Source organism: Leptospira ellinghausenii, from assembly GCF_003114815.1.
GTDB lineage: Bacteria > Spirochaetota > Leptospiria > Leptospirales > Leptospiraceae > Leptospira_A > Leptospira_A ellinghausenii.
On sequence record NZ_BFAZ01000002.1, the window covers coordinates 87024 to 107430 of the forward strand.

At 38.3% G+C, this 20407-nt stretch carries 16 protein-coding genes; 12 read left to right on the forward strand and 4 right to left on the reverse strand.

What is annotated here, in order from left to right; all coding sequences use genetic code 11:
- Positions 1-20: 20 nt before the first annotated feature.
- Both DI076_RS00965 and carB read left to right on the forward strand, forming a co-directional pair.
- Entirely contained in the window at positions 21-2288 is a 2268-nt protein-coding gene (locus DI076_RS00965; protein ID WP_108958194.1) for a sulfatase family protein, read from the forward strand.
- A gap of 21 nt (positions 2289-2309) precedes the next feature.
- Positions 2310-5621 carry a carbamoyl-phosphate synthase large subunit gene (carB, locus tag DI076_RS00970; RefSeq protein WP_108958195.1) on the forward strand — a complete coding sequence of 1104 codons (3312 nt, stop codon included), beginning with the start codon at positions 2310-2312 and terminating at the stop codon, positions 5619-5621.
- Between the two features lie 85 nt (positions 5622-5706).
- Here the strand turns inward: carB and DI076_RS00975 are convergent, their stop codons facing one another.
- From DI076_RS00975 to ispG, 4 genes are all read right to left on the reverse strand, one after another.
- Positions 5707-6162: a DUF1499 domain-containing protein gene (locus tag DI076_RS00975; RefSeq protein WP_108958196.1), complete on the reverse strand. Its 456-nt coding sequence runs from the start codon at positions 6160-6162 to the stop codon at positions 5707-5709.
- Positions 6163-6266: 104 nt separating this feature from the next.
- Positions 6267-7502, reverse strand: a complete 1236-nt coding sequence (locus DI076_RS00980; protein WP_108958197.1) for a hypothetical protein — start codon at positions 7500-7502, stop codon at positions 6267-6269.
- Complete coding sequence (locus DI076_RS00985; protein WP_108958198.1) at positions 7499-9187, reverse strand: DUF2339 domain-containing protein; 1689 nt, start codon at positions 9185-9187, stop codon at positions 7499-7501. The genes DI076_RS00980 and DI076_RS00985 overlap by 4 nt, the downstream gene beginning before the upstream one ends.
- A gap of 43 nt (positions 9188-9230) precedes the next feature.
- Complete coding sequence (gene ispG / locus DI076_RS00990; protein WP_108958199.1) at positions 9231-11252, reverse strand: (E)-4-hydroxy-3-methylbut-2-enyl-diphosphate synthase; 2022 nt, start codon at positions 11250-11252, stop codon at positions 9231-9233.
- Positions 11253-11393: 141 nt separating this feature from the next.
- On the opposite strand from ispG, the gene DI076_RS00995 reads away from it, so the two are divergent.
- Genes DI076_RS00995 through DI076_RS01040 form a run of 10 tightly spaced genes read left to right on the forward strand, consistent with a single transcriptional unit; the run spans position 11394 to position 20366 of the window.
- Positions 11394-11678, forward strand: a complete 285-nt coding sequence (locus DI076_RS00995; protein ID WP_100718098.1) for a hypothetical protein — start codon at positions 11394-11396, stop codon at positions 11676-11678.
- Complete coding sequence (gene mutY, locus DI076_RS01000) at positions 11675-12736, forward strand: A/G-specific adenine glycosylase (protein WP_108958200.1); 1062 nt, start codon at positions 11675-11677, stop codon at positions 12734-12736. Before DI076_RS00995 ends, mutY begins: the two co-directional genes overlap by 4 nt.
- Before the next feature lie 29 nt (positions 12737-12765).
- Positions 12766-15489, forward strand: a complete 2724-nt coding sequence (locus tag DI076_RS01005; protein ID WP_108958201.1) for a sensor histidine kinase — start codon at positions 12766-12768, stop codon at positions 15487-15489.
- A complete protein-coding gene (locus DI076_RS01010) occupies positions 15486-15902 on the forward strand; it encodes a response regulator (RefSeq protein WP_012388280.1) in 417 nt (138 codons plus the stop codon). Before DI076_RS01005 ends, DI076_RS01010 begins: the two co-directional genes overlap by 4 nt.
- 21 nt (positions 15903-15923) lie before the next feature.
- Positions 15924-16199, forward strand: a complete 276-nt coding sequence (locus tag DI076_RS01015) for a Smr/MutS family protein (RefSeq protein ID WP_108958202.1) — start codon at positions 15924-15926, stop codon at positions 16197-16199.
- A complete protein-coding gene (cimA, locus tag DI076_RS01020) occupies positions 16196-17731 on the forward strand; it encodes a (R)-citramalate synthase CimA (protein ID WP_108958203.1) in 1536 nt (511 codons plus the stop codon). The genes DI076_RS01015 and cimA overlap by 4 nt, the downstream gene beginning before the upstream one ends.
- Complete coding sequence (pth, locus tag DI076_RS01025) at positions 17728-18294, forward strand: aminoacyl-tRNA hydrolase (RefSeq protein ID WP_108958204.1); 567 nt, start codon at positions 17728-17730, stop codon at positions 18292-18294. Before cimA ends, pth begins: the two co-directional genes overlap by 4 nt.
- Positions 18295-18297: 3 nt before the next feature.
- On the forward strand, positions 18298-18882 hold the full coding sequence (locus tag DI076_RS01030) for a YqaA family protein (RefSeq protein ID WP_108958205.1): 585 nt from the start codon (positions 18298-18300) through the stop codon (positions 18880-18882).
- 1 nt (position 18883) lies between these two features.
- A complete protein-coding gene (locus DI076_RS01035; protein WP_100718048.1) occupies positions 18884-19105 on the forward strand; it encodes a hypothetical protein in 222 nt (73 codons plus the stop codon).
- Between the two features lies 1 nt (position 19106).
- On the forward strand, positions 19107-20366 hold the full coding sequence (locus DI076_RS01040; RefSeq protein WP_108958206.1) for a replication-associated recombination protein A: 1260 nt from the start codon (positions 19107-19109) through the stop codon (positions 20364-20366).
- Positions 20367-20407: the final 41 nt, after the last annotated feature.

The window sequence follows — 20407 nt, forward strand, 5'->3', positions numbered from 1 at the left end:
GGTTTGGAATGATGACTCTAATGGGTCCGAACCAAGCCCCTTTTTTCCCCATCCGAATTTTTAAAATTTCCCTCTATTATTCAGTTTTTTTTTATCTATTCTTTCTCCTCTTTAATACCAGCTTTACAATTATGGGTGTCGATGTTGGCGACTTCCTTAAACAATACTTAGGTGCCTTTTTTGGCGTTTATTTGACGACAACGGCTAAGGTTTTTGCTGTTTCTCTTTTTATCCATACAAGTTTATTCACGCTGGTTCACTTGGGTTTCTCTTTATGGAATCGTTCAGCTGTTAAATGGTATTTATTGGTTGGAAGTGTTCTATTCATCGAATGTTTTGCTCTTTTCCAATCAATGATCATGTTCCCACAAATTTACGGGGAATTTTTCTTCTTTAGGTATCCTAGTTTTGCACCGTTTTTGTATTTTTTAACTGATACCATCTCACCAATGTTTCTCAATTTTGTTTTGGGGATTTTGGTTTTACTTCTCTTTGTACTTTTAGGGCGCCATGTGTACCTTCATAAAAACAAAGAAAGTTTTTTTGCCATCATACATCTTTTGGTGTTAGGGTTTCTCCATTCCCATGGATTGTACTTACTTGGATTACTTTATTTTGCTTTTGTGATATTACAAGGGAAACACTATGAGAATGTACATATCAAAACATATGGTCTTCTATTGATTTTTCTTTTGTTTTTGTATGTTTTGCCAAGTTTTTGGATGGGCATTTCCTCCTTACGTTACTCAGAAGAAAAAGGAAAACCACCTATCTTCATCTTATCTGCAGATTCATTACGTTACGATAAGATTGGTGCAAGGATCAATGGCCAATCCATCACACCCAATATCGATTTGTTTACGAGAGATAGTTTTGTATTTCATGACCACCATACTACGATTCCACGAACTTTCCCCAGTTGGGCAGATACTCTAACTGGTAAATACTCGATGGAACATAAAATTCGAGACATGTTTCCATCACCGGAAGAAAAACAAAGGATTGGGTCTCCTTCCTTTCCAACACTCCAACAAATCCTAAAAAAAATTGGATATGATCATTTTGCCATTGGTAGTTTTGCGGCTGACATATTTCCAAGAGCCAACTTCGGTTTTGATGAAGTATATGCTCCCAATTTTAATGCAAGGATCATGACGGTCCAAAGGACTGCAGAAACACAAATTCTAATTTTGCCATTTCTTGTCGGTTCTTGGTTTTCGGGAGAAAAATACTTAGAAGAACTTGATGGACTTTCCACTTGGGGAGATGGAGATCGTTTACTCAAACGGTTCGATTCTTTGGTGAGTGAAAGGGGGAACTCTCCTTATTCCATTACCTATTTTTCGAGTGTGATTCATTTTCCATACACACCTGCATATCCACATTACAAACGTTTTACGAACCCACGGTATTATGGGAAATATAAGTATCTTAAATTTGTAGATCCTACGGATTCAAGTCTTCCCAATCAGGAAGAAATCTCCCAAATCCGAAGCTTATTTGATAGCGCAGTTTATGCCTTTGACCAAGAATTTGGTGAAATGGTTGGTTATTTAAAAAAGAAAGGGATTTATGATGATGCGATCATCATTTTGACTGCCGATCACGGGGAAGCACTGTATGAGGACATTCATGGGCAAGGGCATGGTGAACACCTTCGTGGTGAATCTGTCACCCATGTTCCATTGATGATCAAATTTCCGAAATCATCCAAGTTCGAATCCATTCCCTCGACTGAAAAAAATTTCGATGGCATTACATCCAGTATTGATTTAGTTCCCACTCTTTTGGATTATTTTGAAATCCCTTCCCAATTGGAATACCCCGGTAAATCCTTATTAACAATTCTTGGACAAAAGGACTGGAATGAAGATCGATTTGTTTATTCTGAAACTGGAATTTGGTTTTCAGATGTTGGTAACCATTTTTTCCAAAAACAGAGAATCCCATATCCGAATATACTCTCACTGCACCAAGTTGTTCCTGAAGAAGACTACCAAATCATGATCACAGATCCAATTTATCGTGAAACCATTGCATTTTCGAAACACCGAAGCATTCAGAATTCTAATTACAAATTGATCTATATTCCCACGAGGGAAGGTGTCAAGTTTGAGTTATATGACCGCAAAAGAGATCCTTTGAACAAAAATAATTTATACCCCAATCATCCAATGGCTTCAAAAATGAGAGAAACCTTATATAAAACTGTAGTGAAGTGGGAGAATGCTTCACTGGCAGGAGAATATTTAATTCCCAGTTCTTTATCTGACATCAATGAAAATTAATAAGAAAAAAAAGAGGAAACAATGCCGCAACGTAACGACTTAAAATCAATTTTGATCATCGGATCCGGACCAATCGTCATCGGGCAGGCATGTGAGTTTGACTACTCAGGAACGCAGGCAACAAAAGCACTTCGGGAAAAAGGGATACGAGTCATATTGGTGAATTCAAATCCCGCTACCATCATGACGGATCCTGACCTTGCAGATGCCACTTACATTGAACCTCTCACCGTTCCCGTTCTCGAAAAAATCATTAAAAAAGAAAAACCAGATGCCATATTGCCAACAGTTGGTGGTCAAACAGCACTCAATTTAGCTCTCGCCTTACATAGAGAAGGTGTATTAGAAAAATACAATGTAGAACTCATAGGTGCAAAAGTAGAAGCAATTCGAAAAGCAGAAGATAGAGAACTTTTTAAACTTGCGATGGAAAAACTTGGTATCCGAGTTGCAAAGTCTTTTATGGTGTCCGACATGGATGCAGCGAGAAAAGCAAAAGACGAAATCGGATTTCCCATCATCATCCGCCCTGCATTCACGTTGGGTGGTACTGGTGGTGGAACTTGTTATGATGAATCTGAATTTGATGATATTGCTCAAAAAGGTTTATCTGCATCTCCCATTTCACAGATCCTTGTTGAAGAATCCGTGATGGGTTGGAAGGAATTTGAGTTAGAAGTAATGCGCGATTTAAATGATAACGTGGTTATCATTTGTTCCATTGAAAACTTGGATCCAATGGGTGTTCATACAGGAGACTCCATTACTGTTGCCCCACAACAAACGTTAAGTGACAAAGAATACCAAAGATTACGTGATATGTCTATTGATATCATCAGGGAAATTGGTGTAGAAACTGGTGGATCTAATATTCAATTTGCTGTTAACCCGGAAAATGGAGACGTAATTGTCATCGAAATGAACCCAAGGGTTTCCAGGTCTTCCGCACTTGCTTCAAAGGCAACTGGATTTCCGATCGCAAAAATTGCAGCATTGTTATCCATCGGATATACCTTGGATGAAATACGAAATGATATCACAAGAGTTACACCTGCTAGTTTTGAACCTTCTATTGATTATGTAGTTACCAAAATCCCTCGATTTGCTTTTGAAAAATTCCCAGGTTCTGACAATACATTGGGTGTCCAAATGAAGGCTGTTGGGGAAGCAATGGCTATCGGTAGAAACTTTAAAGAAAGTTTTCAGAAAGCATTACGTTCACTTGAAACAGACCGATTTGGTTTTGGAAGTGATGGGTATTTAAAAGAACTGATGGAATGGGAAGCTGTTCCAAAAGAAGAAAGAAAAACATGGCTTACAGCGAAAGTTAAACGGCCAACTGATAAACGAATTTTTTATGTAAAGATGGCATTCGATTTTGGAATGAGTGTCGAAGAAATCCATGAGATTTGTAAAATAGATCCGTGGTTTTTATACCAATTTGAAGAACTTTTCCAATTAGAAAATAAATATCGAAAAGAAGGGAATGTCATCATTGAAGAAATGAAACAAGCTGGTTTCTCCAATAGACAACTTGCTTTCCTTTCAAAAGAAGAACAAATTTTATCCCAAGTCAGAAGTGGGGCAGCTATAGATATCACCAAGGCAAAGGTTGATAAAACCTTAAGAGAAGAAGAAGAAAAAATTGAAGCTTACTTAGAAGAAAAGAACATCAAACCTGTATACAAACGAATTGATACTTGCGCAGGTGAGTTTGAAGCATTTACTCCTTACATGTATTCTTCGTATGATGAAGAAGATGAATCTGATGTAACTTCTAAGAAAAAGGTTATGATCCTCGGTGGCGGACCAAACAGAATCGGGCAAGGGATAGAATTTGATTATTGTTGTTGCCATGCATCGTATTCATTACAGGAAGCTGGTGTTGAATCCATCATGGTAAACTCCAACCCAGAGACAGTATCCACAGATTACGATACATCGGACCGGTTGTATTTTGAACCACTCAGTTTAGAAGACGTGATGGCAATTTTCAAAAAGGAAAGACCTGATGGAGTGATCGTGCAGTTAGGTGGACAAACTCCACTCAAACTCGCTAAATCTTTGGAAAAAAGGGGGGTTCCAATTCTTGGAACAAGCCCTGATTCCATCGACAGAGCAGAAGATAGAAAACGATTTGCTGAAGTATTAGATAAATTAAGTTTAAAATCACCAGAGAATGGTATCGCTTCTTCAAAGGACAAAGCAAGGGAAATTGCAAGAAAAATCGGATATCCAGTGCTTGTTAGACCTTCCTATGTGTTAGGTGGTCGAGCCATGTTGATTGTCAATGAAGAAACAGAATTAGACAAATACATGGAAGAAGCTGAAGAGGTTTCTGAAGATAGGCCACTACTTGTAGATTCCTTTTTACAAGATGCGACGGAAGTAGACGTAGATGCTTTATGTGATGGAAAGGATGTATTTATAGCGGGAATTATGGAACATATTGAGGAAGCAGGGATCCACTCTGGAGATTCTGCATGTGTTTTACCCCCTCAAAGTATCTCCCAACGTATGCTCCAAGAAATTGAAGAAGCTACGTATCGACTTGCTTTAGAATTAAATGTTAAGGGTCTTATCAATGTGCAATATGCGATTAAAGATGAAACTCTGTATGTCCTAGAAGTAAATCCAAGAGCATCGAGAACAGTTCCATTTGTTGCAAAGTCAATAGGGATTCCTATTGTAAAAATTGCTGTAAGACTTATGTTAGGTGAAACATTGGCTTCTTTTAAATTGGGAAAACGTTTTTCTGCTCCAATGATCACTGTAAAAGAAGCAGTTTTGCCATTTAGTAAATTCCCAGGTGTAGATACAATCCTTGGTCCAGAAATGAGATCAACGGGTGAAGTGATGGGAATTGCTGCGACCAAAGGGGAAGCCTTTGTGAAAGCGCAGATTATGGCAGGTGAAGAACCTCCAAAACATGGAACTGTTTTTGTTACCATCAATGATAAAACCAAAAAAGAATTATTAGAACCAGTTAGGTCCTTGTCCAATTTAGGTTATAATATCATTGCGACAGAAGGAACTCATAAGTTTTTATCTGATAACGGCATCTTATCGAGTAAAATCAATAAAATCTATGACGGTTATTTTCCAAATGTAATTGATTACATCAAAGAGAAAAAAATCCATTTAATCATCAACACTCCTTTGTCCAGAGTCACAAGAGAAAATGCATTTACGATTCGCCAAGCAGCAATTAAATACAAAGTGCCTTGTCTCACTACATCACAAGCTGCAAAAGCTCTGATCCATGGACTTGTGGAGATGAAGGATAAAGGGTATTCAGTAAACTCGTTACAGGAAATTCACAAAAAGAAATAAAGAAAAAAACGATACGATTCTAGATTCTTACAATTTTGAATCGTATCTATTTATTCTTATGGATTGTAAGCCTAGACTTAAATCACTAAATTTGAATGTCTTTTAAGAGGATTTCAATTCGTTTTCGGTTCAATCCTAAATCTGACTTTCCTAGTCTAGAAGCTGATCGAAAGTGTAATTGTTTTGTTTTTTCATCAAAATAGAACTCTACATCATCCACATAACGCATGATAAGCGTTGTAAATTCAATATACAAATAATTGTTTTCTTCTTTGATGATTTTGGTTCTTGGATGGTTTAGAATTCTCTCTTTTAAAATGGAGATTGCTTCTACTGTTGGTTTTTGATAGGGCACTGCACTTCGAAAGTGTTCTTTGTCAGAAGGATCTGAAAAACTGCTGATGCAGTTTGGAGTTTTAGGACATTCTAATAATTTTCCAGATCGAATTCCCAAATTGTCTGGCCTTGTTCCCGTACAATTCATAAGGATGAGTAAGGTAATCATTCCTATCATGGTTGTTGTTAATTTTAGTTGCTTCATCTTTTCTCCTTTAAACCTGTTTGTTGATTTTACCTGATTTTTTGGTAATTTGGCAAATCCTTTGTCACTAAAATGTATACAAAAGACTTGCCTTAGTACCTGAGTTAGACTGTTTCTTTGACAACAAGTCGTTTGGACCTTAAGATTGAGAAGATAAACACGAGAAGTGTTCCTATTCCGATATAAAAGAGTCCAGTTGTGATATAACCAGAAATGGGAGGGTAAATCAAATTATATCCAAATTCTGCATTTTCTACTTCTTTGGTTAATTTGCCTTCAAGAGGAGTTTTATCCCTCAATTCATCAGAGGATGGGTAAGTATAAGGATCAAAATTGGCAGGCCACTGGTAAGGATTTCCATAATACAAACTGTAATTTGCATCATTTGTACCGTTATCTTTAAAAAATAAAATTTCCTCTAATGGTTGTACGGTGATTACTTCTTTTAAATGTAAAGTTTGATTCTCTCCATCTTCAATTTGGATTGTAAATTCGGAACTTAATGGTGAAGAGATTGGGATCTCTGCAAAATTTCCTTCTTTTTCATCATGATTGATGGTTCCTTGGAATACTGTGTCCCATTCTTTTTTATTAATTTTCCCTCGAACTGTAATCATACGTTCCCAATTCTTTTCTTCAAAGGAAAGTTTGATGTTTTGGAAACTACTTTGGTTTTCATTTGGAAAAGTAAAAAGCACTGCATTTTCTTCCAATAATGGATTGGGTAATTGATGGGTTTTTTCAAAGTATAAATGTTTATTTTCTTTGGACCTGGTGACAGAAGGAAATTTTAAATTTGATCCATTTTCCACTTCCAATCGTACGTATCGGAATTTGGTATTTCCTAAATCAATTTCTCCAGATGATTGTGAACCATACTTGTACAAAAATACATTTTTTGTTTCTGCAAAACTGTCTGGATTATCACCTAACTTAAGTGTGATTGATGTTTCATAATCATATGAGCTCGTTACTGTTAATTTTGAATAGGACATTCCTTCTGGAAGTTTCGGTAGTTCTAAAACATAAATTTCCATTTCATCTTTTTTGGTGAAGAGTAATTCTGGTTTCAGTTTTTCAGTGTATTTGCTAATTTCCTCTGCATTTTGGATTTTGTAAGGAACTATCTCTCCATTTCGAGTGACACGAAGGTCTCCATAAAATGAATGTTTATAAAACTCTTCATCTAGTAACACTTTTACAATTTGACTTTCTCCCATTTTGGAAGGGAGAGTGATGTCTTTTTTGTATTTAAAATTTTCGACAGGTAATGGCCTTGCGAAAATGGTAGTTGTCGTAAGTAAAGATATAAGTAATGATATTGGGTATAAAGTTTTCATGTAGTTTCCTTTTTGATTCGATTGTAAAATGTTCCCGTAACAATAAGAGTGATTCCTAAAAACAGACCTGCTAAGATTCTGTATCCCAAGGATAAGTTCCAAAAATCATATAAATAAAATTTGGCTACGACCAGTGCCAATGAAACAAATCCGGCCACTTTTATGGAGTGAATGTGTTTTTGGAATCCTATGACCAAAGTACCGAATCCATAGAAGATCAAACAAATGGTGTATAAAAACATGCGTTTTTCTTCAGGAAAACCCAAATGGATTTCCACAAAATTTCCCAGTAGGAAATAAGGATAGGCGGTGTATAAGAATAGTTTTGAAAAATTTGAAAACTGTCTACTATACCAATACGATAATACTAAATACAAACTACCTGTTGTAAAAATAAGAAACCTACCGTTTAGAAATGGAATTTCATTGTAAGAACGATAGGTAAATGCGAAAATATAAAACAAAGCAAAAAACCAAACAGGGAATGTTGCTAAATACATATACAATTGTTTGGAATATGTAGCCGCAATTGTCACAACAAATGCAAAACTAATTAGGCTAAATGCCAAAGCCTTGCCTGTCATTCCCATCACAATCACGCTGATAATGAGTGGTAATCCAAAAAGACTAATGATATCATACACTTTTTTTGTATCACTCGTAAGTTCTATATCACGGAGAGACCTTTGGTAGATTCCATAAAATACGATAAGAACTAGCGTTAGTAGAAATGGTTTTAGTGTAGGATAAAAGATTCCAAACATCCAAAAGGATTGCAAAAATCCAAATCCCAATGTGAGTCCTATGGTAACCAAAGTTAGGTTTGGATTCTCATTTATGGTTCTTTTTAATACTTCGAATTCACGAAGTAAAAATAGAAGGTAGACACCCAATTGGAAGATGAATGGAAAAAAGATTTTTGATTCTTCTAGTTTTGATTCTGCCCAAGTGGCAAAAATTAAGTGATTTGCGATTAGGATGAGTAATGGGATCACCTTCCAAGGCATTTCCTTTCTGATGAAAAAGAAAAGTAGGTTCCATATGAGTAAATAGGTAAATAAAAATGGATAGGAGTTTTGCCCAGTTGATACTAAGATGGGCGATAAGAAAACACCTAAACTCGCAAAACCAAATAATACTTCACTTTTTTCAGCATACGAAATTCCAACAGCTGTTAGGCTTAAAAGGATCAGTCCAACAAAACAAGTTTCTGTTCCGTATAAATCATACCAAACATATCCTGAAAAATAAGCAGAAAATAAAACAGCAATCCCGAGGCCAAGTAAACTAGGTGAAAGGTAAGGCCTTGATTCTCTTGTTTTGGTTCCATACCAAAGGATCGGAAGAGAAGAGAGGATACCTATCCAAATACGAACTGATTCGTTGATCCAATATTCTTCGATTGCTAGATAAAAAAACCAAATTGATGCAAGGATGAGTGAAAATACACCGAGTTTTACAAATAAATTTTGTCCAATCCATTGGATGAACCAATTAGGACCTTCGTCAATCGAGATGGGTTTTGTATCTTCTGTAACAGGTGTTTGTTTGGGATTTTCGAATCTTTCCGATTTGGAAATAACTTTTGATTCAGAAAGAGAAAGGACTTTTTCTTTTAAGAAAAAAAGTTCCTTTTCCATCAATTGGATTTTGGATAAAATTTCTTTTTTTTCTTTTTCTTCCACCTGGGTGAAGTTACAGATGGAAGAAACAAAAGGAAACTATTTTTTATTCTGGATCGTTCCACATCCCATTTTCGCGAATGAGTTCGATGAGTAGGTCGGGAGCTTCCGTTTCAGAGACTCCTTTTTTTACAATTTCCTTCCCTTTGTAGAGGTGGACTTTACCAATTCCTGCACCGACATATCCAAAATCAGCATCTGCCATCTCACCTGGTCCATTCACAATACATCCCATCACAGCAATTTTCACACCTTTTAGATGCCCAGTTTTTTCTTTGATTTTTGCTGTTGTTGTTTGTAAGTCAAACATAGTCCTTCCGCATGATGGGCAGGAAATGTATTCTGTTTTGGTGAGTCTAAGCCGAGTTGCTTGCAAAATATCAAAATTTAAATGTAAACACTCTTCTGCTTCTCCGTCACCAAAGGAAAGTCTTAAAACATCTCCAATTCCATCTAATAAACTTCCTCCTGCTTGGATAGAAGCATCATACATCAGTTGGTCTTTGTTTTTACCTGAAACATTTAAGACAATTGGGTAATCGGATTCTCTTAATAAAAATGCAAGTTTTCGGATCGTGAGTAAGTCACCATCAGAAGTTGAAAAAAGGATATTTTCTATTTTTCTTTTTTTGCATTCTTTTAGGACTATAGACACATGTTCTATGTTAGATGATGGAAAGGTCCATTCCACAGATCGTTTGTCTTTTGCGTATCTAGTCACAAATTGTAAAAGATCATCCCAGGATTCTTCCGATTCCTTTAAAAAGAGAGAAGGGGAGATGACCCACTTTTGAAACCGATACAAATCTTCGGCAAAAGTTTCATACTGGTACATGAGATCTTCAGAGAGTGCAAAGGAAACAGGTAAAGGAAATGATCCTCTCCTCACCATCGTTCCAAGCGTTAGTAAATCTAATTCGGAATCAATGTTAAAATGAATGAGTTCTGGTACTCGACCTGATTTGTTTCCCCTTTGGATGAGATGGAGAACCTCTTCCGATGTTCCCTCTCCAAAAAAAGGAAAACAGGACTCAATTCGAACTGGATTTGTATCTCCAATTTTTGTTTCTCCAACGGCAATTTCTTTGGAATAAAACCGAGCATATTGGTATGGATCTCGAAATTCCGTATAAATACTTTCACGAATCATTGGATTTTCTTTTGCCGTTAAGGAATGAAAATAGAGATCGTTGTATTTTTGAACCAGTTCCTTCGCGACAGGGATTTCATGAATTGCATCTTCTGTTAAGGAGACTCGGATCGTATCACCTAGACCGTCTTCCAGTAAACTTCCAATTCCAATAGCTGATTTAATCCTTCCGTCTTTACCATCCCCGGCTTCAGTCACACCTAAGTGGAGTGGATAATCCATTCCTAAATCATAAAACCTTGCAACTAACATACGATAGGCTTGGATCATCACTTGAGGGTTGGATGCTTTCATGGAAACAACAATGTCACGATAAGAATTTTTTTCAGCGATCCGGATAAATTCCAATGCAGACTCTACCATTCCAAGAGGTGTGTCCCCAAATCGATTCATGATACGGTCCGATAAACTTCCATGGTTCGTACCAATTCTCATCGCAACACCAAGTTCTTTGGCTCTTAAGACAAGTGGAGTAAAAACTTCTTCGATACGTTCTAGTTCTTCATTATAATCTTTGTCAGTGTATTCGATGATTTCAAATTTTTTTTTGTCTGCAAAGTTTCCTGGGTTGATTCGCACCTTTTCAACCCATTCCACACATTTTAGAGCAACTTGGGGAGTGAAGTGGATATCAGCCACAAGTGGGACTTTTAGACCAAGTTCTTTCATTCGTTTTCGGATATTTGGTAAGTTGTCAGCATCAGCTTGACTAGGAACTGTTAGGCGAACAATTTCTGACCCAGCTTTCTCTAAATCTGAGATTTGTTGGATACTTGCGTCCGTATCTCTTGTGTTAGATGTGATCATGGATTGGACGCGGATTGGGTTTTTTCCTCCAATTCCAACATCTCCCACTTTCACTTCTCTTGTCGGTCTTCTTCTGTAAAAAAATGGCGATTCGTTATATTTGGTGCTCATTTGAATCTTATGTTCTCATTATCTAGAAAATTAAATTCGAAAATTTGGGCAAGCAGTATGAAAAAAATCTGAGGCTTTCAATTTCACTCCCTTCCAAACCGAAAATCAATTTAGGAAGAAAACCTGGGCTTTTTGGAACCAATGAATACGGAAGTAAAACAAGGATTACAACGCAAATACCGAGTGCAGGTGACTGTAGCGATTTACCGTGAGGGAAATTTGTCTTACAAAAGTGAAATTTTATCACCTGCCTATTATGATAAACGGCAAGAAGCTCGTGACCACATCCGACAGGAAATCCGAGAACGATTGGCTCATTCCAAATTCTTCCGATCCACACGTTTGGACTATGACTTGGTACGGTATACGGAAGAGGGAAGTTGTAATACCTACCTTCGATATAGCATCCAAGATTCGGACATTTGAACCCACAGAAAAAACTTCACGATTGGTATTTATTACACAAACGTGACCTACCATTTCGTAAAAAAAAACAAGCATATCCCATTTGGATTTCTGAGGTGATGTTGCAACAAACAAGAGTTGCGGCAATGTTACCTTTGTTTGAAAATTTCCTCAATCGTTTTCCAAACCCGGAAGAGTTAGCTAAAGCAAGTGAAGAAGAAGTCCTCGCCCATTGGAAGGGACTTGGGTATTATAGCCGTGCTCGGAACATCCGAAAAGCTGCCATCCAACTTGTTAATCTATACAATGGTTCCTTTCCAAAAGACTTAGAGTTGGTTTTAAAATTACCTGGTATTGGGAATTATACAGCACGAGCTGTTTTATCCATTGCCTATGATTTACCGTATGCTGTACTTGATGGAAATGTAAAACGTGTTCTTGCACGTTACGTTGGTTATACGAAAAACATTCTCGGTCCAAAAGCAGATTTAGAACTCCAAGAAAAGGCAAATGAATTTTTAAACTTGGATTTTCCTGGCGACCATAACCAAGCCATGATGGAACTTGGGGCAACCATCTGCTTACCCGAATCTCCTAAATGTTTGGTCTGCCCTCTCATGGAAGGATGTTTTGCAAGAATCCATGGGAAAACAAAAGACCTTCCCATTCGCGAGAAAAGTCAAAAACAAATCAGTTTACAAGGTGAAATATGGATTGTCCAAAAGGACGATGTTTACCTCCTCATCAAGGAACCAAAAAATCGATTTTTGAAAGGTATGTTCCATCTTCCTTACGGTTTTTTAGGTGAACTACCAAACAATGAATATCAACCTTCCGATTTTTTCCATTTTTTAGGATCTCTTAAAGGGAAAAGCCAAACCTTAGGAACCATTAAACATACCATCACACATCATAAATTAGAATATTCTGTTCCACATTTGAAATTAAATCATACAAGGGATTTGGAATCCTTTTTAAAAACATCAGGTATCGATTTTAAATGGGTAAACCTAGATTCACTTGAAACCGAGTTCCCATCTTCTCTCGCAAAGAAAGTAAAAAAGATTTTGCTTTACTAATCTAAAATAACTCCTACGATTTTTTGGTCATGGCAGAGATCATCGTTTGGTTAGAATTTGTCATTTCCAAGATCCCACTACCAATCTTAGAAGTTTGGGGTCGATTTTCGTTTTTACTTGGTTCTCTCGTTGCAGTATTTGCTTATACTGGATTTAGCTTTCGGAATGGAAAACAATTCCGGATCTCGAGGGAAGTATGGACATGGAATCTCAAAAGTTTTTATTTTTTTCTCATCACCTTTGTCTCCATTTTTGCAACTGGTTATTTAGGTAGTTCCATTGTCCTCATCCCTGGAGCACAGACCTTAGAAAGTCTTAAGGATTTATCTGTTTTTTTATGCCTTAATTTTTTTGGTTACCCAGCCTTACTTGCAGTTCCGTTTGCATATGGTCTTTCTGATTTGATAGAAGGGGTTCCTCCAGATTTTTTATGGGACTGGTTACCTGGGTATTTCATTAATCCATCCTTGTTTTGGATCTCCTACCAAATGATTGGAAAGTCACCAAATTTTAGTAAGGTGAGAATTTGGATTTATTATTTTATATTTGTTTTTTTATTTTTATTACTCGAACCATTTTTATGGGGGTTTTTATGTTCCAAACAATTTGGATCTGAAATTTCCTATCATACCATTAGTTCAGCTCTCATTTTCACAACTGGAATCACTTGGATCCTCGCACCAATGATCAGTTTTTTGTTGTTTCCCATTGTTAAAAAAATTGGATACTTTTGGGCAGAGATCCCATTCCAAGTAAAGGAAGTTAGCATCACAGAACCAAGAATGGTTTGGGTATCATCATCGAATTTTGGGACTTCAAATGAACAATATGCGGAAGAGAGAACCGGGATATCTTTACAATTATTCATTGTGGCCCCATTTGTTTGTTTGGTTTTATTTTTAGTTGGGATTACATCGTATGTGACTTTAAAAAATGCAGAAGAATCTGCCTACCATATGGTTGAAATTTTACACAAACAATGGTCAAAAAACATTCAATTACAATTATCAGAATTGGAAACGAATACAGGATCCATAAGTTCCAATCCCATTCTACTCCAACAGTTATTGGATACTTCCATGGTCAATACCCAAGGAAAAGTGTATTTATTGGATTCTCACCTAACACTCATTTCAAGTTTGTCGAACGAACCAAAATCATCACGACTTCTAGAAACCTTACGAGTCGAATTAAAAAAACAAGCAAGTGACCTTCATTACCCAGAAACCCATTTGAGTTTTTCTGTTGTGACCAAAAAACCACTCTCCAGAGAAAATTGGAATGCCAATGTTTCGAGATTCGAAATCCCTAAAGAAAGGAGTACCATCTACCTTGTCACACTGTTCCCTTATTCCTTTTATTTGAGTGGAGTGTATACAGGGAATAGTGAGTCGGCAATGGTATTTGCTTGGGCAATTCTTTTAAGTCTTATCCTCGCTGTTGTTTTAGCAGAACTTGTCACAAGGCCGATTTTACGATTTTCTTCCGCTTCCAAATCACTGGCAAAGGGAGATTGGGATTTTCCTGTTGGTGAGAGTATGATTGCCGAACTCCGAGGACTTTCCGATGCCTTTCGTTTTATGTCGAGGGAATTAAAATCCAGTTTCGAAAGGGTGAGTGCAAGCCAACAGATGGTGATGGAAACCAATAGCAATTTGGAAAAAATCGTCAATGACCGGACAGTTGCTCTTATGGAAAGTAACAAGAATTTACTGGAGACCATTGCTACCAAAGAAAGGATATTACTCGATCTTCATAATGCCCAAAACCAGCTATTACTCAGTGAAAAATTAGCGGCACTTGGGCAATTTGCAGCAGGGATCACTCACGAATTGAATACCCCACTCGGTGCCATTTCTTCCAGTGTTCGTGCCATGTCGGAAATTTTAAAAAAAGATATCCTTCTCCTTCCGAAATTTTTAGAAACCCTAAATCATGAGGAGCTGGACGATTTTCAAACATTACTGTTGTTAAGTGTTAATTTCGGAGATAGAAGTTCTGGTCTTATGAGTCGTGCGGAAAAAAAGGAAAGGATGGCTCAACTTAAGGAAAAGAATATTTCCAATCCAGAAGATATACTCGACCATCTAACATCCATTGGTGTTACAAATTGGGATTCTCAAATCTTTTCTATCATAGAAAAACCAAGGGCGAGTTTTCTTTTACAAAACGTTGTGACTTTGGGAAGTTTGTATCGATTGGTATATGTGGTTCAATCTGCTACGGAAAAAGCCTCACATGTAGTGAACGCACTCAAACATTATTTGTATACTGACCAGTCCGTTGTCGACTCTAACTCCCAACATGTGAATATTCCTTCAGAATTGGATTCAATTTTAACTTTATACCAGGCAAAAATTAAAAAAGATGTGGAAATCATTAAGAACTATTTTACATCTGATTCTTGTTTGGCGGATCGTGATAAACTCAACCAAGTTTGGATCAATTTAATCAATAATGCTTTACAAGCAATGGATTATAAGGGTAAAATAAGAATTTCAGTCACAACCGAGTCAGATTATGTCCTAACATCGATTAAGGATAATGGAAAAGGAATTGATCCCGAAATCCAAGACAAAGTTTTTTTGCCTTTTTTTACGACAAAAAAACATGGAGAAGGGATTGGGCTTGGGCTTGACATTTGTAAACAAATCGTAGAAAAAATGAATGGAAAAATTGATTTTATTTCAGATCCTACTGGAACGGAATTCAGGGTGTACATACCAAAAGTAATGGAAGGGACAAGAGTTTGAATTTATCGCAGATCAAAAACGAGAAAAATGCCATTCTATGTGTTGATGATGAACCAATCCTCCTTCTTTCTCTCGTACAAGAACTGAAAAGAGAGATCGGGGGCAGTTACACTTATGAAACGGCTCAAAACCCAGAAGAAGCCATGGAAGTGATCGATGACCTCTGCCAATCAGGTGTAGAAGTGATTCTCATTTTATCCGACTGGCTCATGCCAGGGATGCGGGGAGACGAATTTCTCATCAAAGTCCACCAAAAATACCCCCATATCAAATCTATCCTCATTTCTGGGCATGCAGACAGGGATGCGATCAACCGTGTGAAAGAAGAAGCCAAAACCTATGCGATTTTTTCCAAACCTTGGAATACCAAGGAACTTTTGGATGCAGTTCGTTTCTGTTGCAATTTGACCTAAGTCCATTTTTTTGGACTTACGGTGCGTACCATTTACATTCGCAAACTCCGATTTGAAGAAGCTCGGACAAAACTCGAGAGAGAACTCCATGAAGCCTTTATGGATGGGGAAACCTATGTGGAAATCCTACATGGGATTGGGGAAGGGGTATTACGCCGAATGGCGATTGACTACGTGACCTCCACAGGGTTTTTGAAATTAGTGGAATCCGACCCAATGTTTCGACAGAACCCAGGTAGTACTCTTGTCGAAATCCTCGCGCCTTCCAAAGAATACATCAATCGATTGAAAGCATGACAGAACCAAATTCCAAAATAGAAATTCTAGACGTAACGTTACGTGATGGGGAACAAACCAATGGTGTTTCTTTCTCTTGGCAACAGAAATTAAATATCACCAAACACCTTTTAAAGGATCTAAAAACTGATAGAGTGGAAATTGCAAGTGCGAGAGTTTCCCCAGGGGAATTTGAAGCAGTTGGGAAAATCATCGATTGGGCAAAAGGGGAAGGTCTTCAGGACAGGATCGAAATTTTAGGATTTGTTGACTCAGACAAAACTGTGGAGTGGATGAAAGGCACTGGAGTGAAGGTACTAAACCTTTTGACAAAAGGGTCACTAAACCACCTAACAAACCAACTTCGAAAAACTCCCGAAGAACATTTTTCCGATATCAAACAAACAGTGGATTTTGCTCGAGAAGCAGGGATCACAGTGAATGTCTATTTAGAAGACTGGTCCAATGGATATTTACATTCCAGAGACTATGTCATTCAGTATTTACAAACCGTTTCAAAGTTTCCCATCAAACGATTTTATCTTGCTGATACTTTAGGTGTATTATCACCAGAAGAAGTGAGAACGGCTGTGACCGATCTTGTTGGCCTTTTTCCCAATTTATGGTTTGAGTTTCATGGGCATAATGATTATGACCTAGCAGTTGCGAATTGTTTAGAGGCAGTGAAGGCGGGAGTTCGGGGACTTCATGTCGCAGTGAATGGACTTGGGGAACGCGCAGGGAATTCTCCATTAGAAGCTGTGGTAACAGCACTCCATGACAAAACAAAATTTAGAACCTCTGTTGTCGAAAAAGAAATCACAAGTGCTTCTAGGCTAGTAGAAGTATTTTCTGGAAAACGAATCTCGGATAACAGACCCATTGTGGGAGAAGATGTTTTCACACAAACGGCAGGTGTCCATGCCGATGGAGACAAAAAAGGGAATTTATATGCCAATCCCATCCTTCCGGAACGTTTTGGAAGGAGTCGCGTGTATGCACTCGGCAAGTTAGCCGGGAAAGCGAGTATCACTGAAAACTTAAAACAATTGGGTATGGTTCTCTCACCGGAAATTGAGAAAAAAGTTTTGGAGCGAGTGATTGAACTTGGGGACCAAAACAAAACTGTCACAAAAGAAGATTTACCCTACATCATTTCTGATATCACTGGGGAAAACTTAGAATCTAGTTTTCGGATCGAAACATGCACTGTAACAAGTGGCATTGGAGTGAAACCCAAAGCCGAAGTGAAAGTGAAATACCAAGGAAATCTCTATGAAGGAAAAGGGGAAGGGGACGGGGGGTACGATGCGTTTATGAATGCCCTCGGAACCATCTTAAAAACCTTGAAGATCCAAATCCCAAAACTCTTTGATTATGAAGTGAGGATTCCACCTGGTGGGAATACAAATGCCCTTGTGGAAACTGTCATCACCTGGAAAAAAGAGGGAGACAATCACCCGATCCGCACCATCGGAATTGACTCGGACCAACAAGTTGCCGCAGTGAAAGCCACCGAACGAATGTTACATATCATCCTTGGGAATGTATGAACCACTTTTTAATTGTTGGTCTTGGAAATCCGGGAGATAAATACAAAAATACCCGCCATAATATTGGGTTTATGATCTTAGATGCTTTGGCTTCTGAATTTAGTGTCTCCTTTAAAGACGCCAAAAAATATGCAGAAACCACTCTTATCTGGGAAGGGGATAAAATCCATTTACTGAAACCCTTGGAGTTTATGAATCTTTCGGGCAAAGCAACACAAACTCTTGCCAATTTGTACAAAATCCCTCCCTCTCAAATCCTTGTGGTCCAAGACGAAGTCGATTTGCCATTTGGAAAAATCAAAAACAAAATCGGCGGAGGAACTGCTGGCCATAATGGTCTAAAAGACATCGTGGCAAAACTCGGGTCCCAAGATTTTCATCGTCTGCGGTTTGGTGTGGGCAAACCCGAAAAAGGGGGGATGGAAGTGGCTGACTTTGTTCTGCAAAACTTCAATGCAGAAGAAAAAACACAGTTGCAAACACTCATCAAAGACTCTGTTTCCAAAATCGAAGATTGGATCCGAACGAGTCGTAACCTTCTTTTAAAAGAAACCAAGGCATAATAAATGTCAAAAGAACAAGAAACTTCCATCAATCTACGAACCTTATTTTTACAAACCATCTTCTCTATTGTGATCGTTCTCGCCATTGTGTTTGGCCTTGCCTATTTTTTCCGAAGGGAACTACTCGGCTTTAGCGAACACTTTGTACGTATTTTTGGGTTCCTTGGTTTATTTATAGGAATGATCCTCTCGGATAGCCTTCCAGCCTTTGTACCGCCCGATGCTTTTTTGATGTTAGCGATTACCGGTGAGATGGACCCACTAAAAACCATCTTATCGATGTCAGTCGGAAGTATCATCGGGGGAACCTTCGCATATTTCATTGGTCTCTATTTGATTCCCAGATTCCATTTGGGCCGCCAGATGGTTTTACACTATGAAGACAAACTTCTGCCTTACATTCGAAAGTATGGATTTGGTGCAGTGGTTCTTAGTGCACTCACTCCCATTCCCTATTCTTGGATGGCATATACCGTAGGTACTTTTAAGATGCCATACCGTTTGTTTTTTTTAGGGTCCCTCTTTCGGTTTGTTCGTATCTCTGTTTATTTTTATGCAATGTACATCGGTTGGATTACGGGAGGCTAAGATGACCGAAGAACGACTATTCCCTAAGTCAGTCGACGAAGTGATTTTAGAAAAAGTCAGGTTTTTCTTTTTGCCAGACCGGACGGCAGCCTTTGTCAAAAACCTAATTGATGGAAAGGTTTCTGAAAGGGCCCTTATATGTTGCCATTCCGGTTGTGATGTGTGTAATGAAACCATTTACAACTGTTATATGGCAGTGAAAAAGGAATTGGATTTAAACTAAATTGGATTCCCTGTTTTCTAATTCCAAACAAGTGCCTCTTGCCCATCTCGTGCGGCCTAAAACTTGGTCCGAATTTGTGGGCCAAACAAAAGTGGTCTCTGCTTTACGATCCATAACAAAACCAACATCCATTTTATTCTACGGTCCTCCCGGAACTGGAAAAACCACACTTGCCCATCTGCTTGCTGAATCATGGAAATTGGAAAAGCGGTATTTGAGTTGTGTGACAAGTGGTGTCAAAGAAGTGAGGGAAGTGTTAGAAGAAGGGAAACGTCTCGGCACCATTGTCCTTTTTTTGGATGAGATCCACAGGTTTTCCTCCTCCCAACAAGATGCATTATTATCAGCTGTGGAAGAAGGGGAGATCATCCTCATCGCTGCGACCACAGAAAACCCAAGTTTTCGGGTGAATAAGGCACTCCTTTCCCGAATGCTTGTCTACAGGCTCACCACTCTCACCGAAGAAGAAGAGGACCAAATTTTTTCCGCATGCCTCACCAAACAAAACACAAACCGAACGATTCCAGAAGGAGTCAAACAGGAACTTTTTCGAAGGAGTGCAGGGGATGCACGTAAACTCCTTGGGTATCTAGAACGAATCTTAAGTGCCACAAAGGAAGGGGAAGAGGTTACAGAAGAAAGGTTGTCCCTTATCCTTGGAGATACCCTTGTGACCTATGATAAAAATAGTGAAAGCCATTATGATATCATTTCTGCCTTTATCAAATCCCTTCGAGGCAGTGATCCGGATGCTGCCTTGTTTTATTTGGCGCTGATGCTCGAGGGTGGGGAAGACCCTCTCTTTATTGCCAGAAGACTGGTAATCTTTTCGAGTGAAGATGTCGGAAATGCAAGTGTCCATGCGTTACCCCTTGCGATTGCCACTTGGCAAGCGGTGGAACGAGTGGGAATGCCAGAAGGAAGGATCCCTCTTGGGCAATGTACCACTTTCCTTGCCTCTGTTCCGAAATCTAATGCGAGTTATACGGCGATAAATGAAGCATTGGCCTTTGTGAAGGCAAGGAATCGTTCCTTCCAAATCCCAAACCACTTACGAAATGCGCCTACTGCCACTCATCGTAACGAAGGAGCGGGAGAGGGTTACAAGTACCCGCATGATTTTCCAGGACATTTCCTGAAAGAACGATACTTCCCAGAGTCCTTTTATCCGAACCCACCAAGCTTTTATTCACCCTCCAACCAAGGGATGGAGAAAAATCTGAAAGAACAATTGGAAAGGTTATGGGGAGACCGTTATTGAGAGTTTATCTCAAAAATTAGAGATTTTCCCTCGAATCTCGA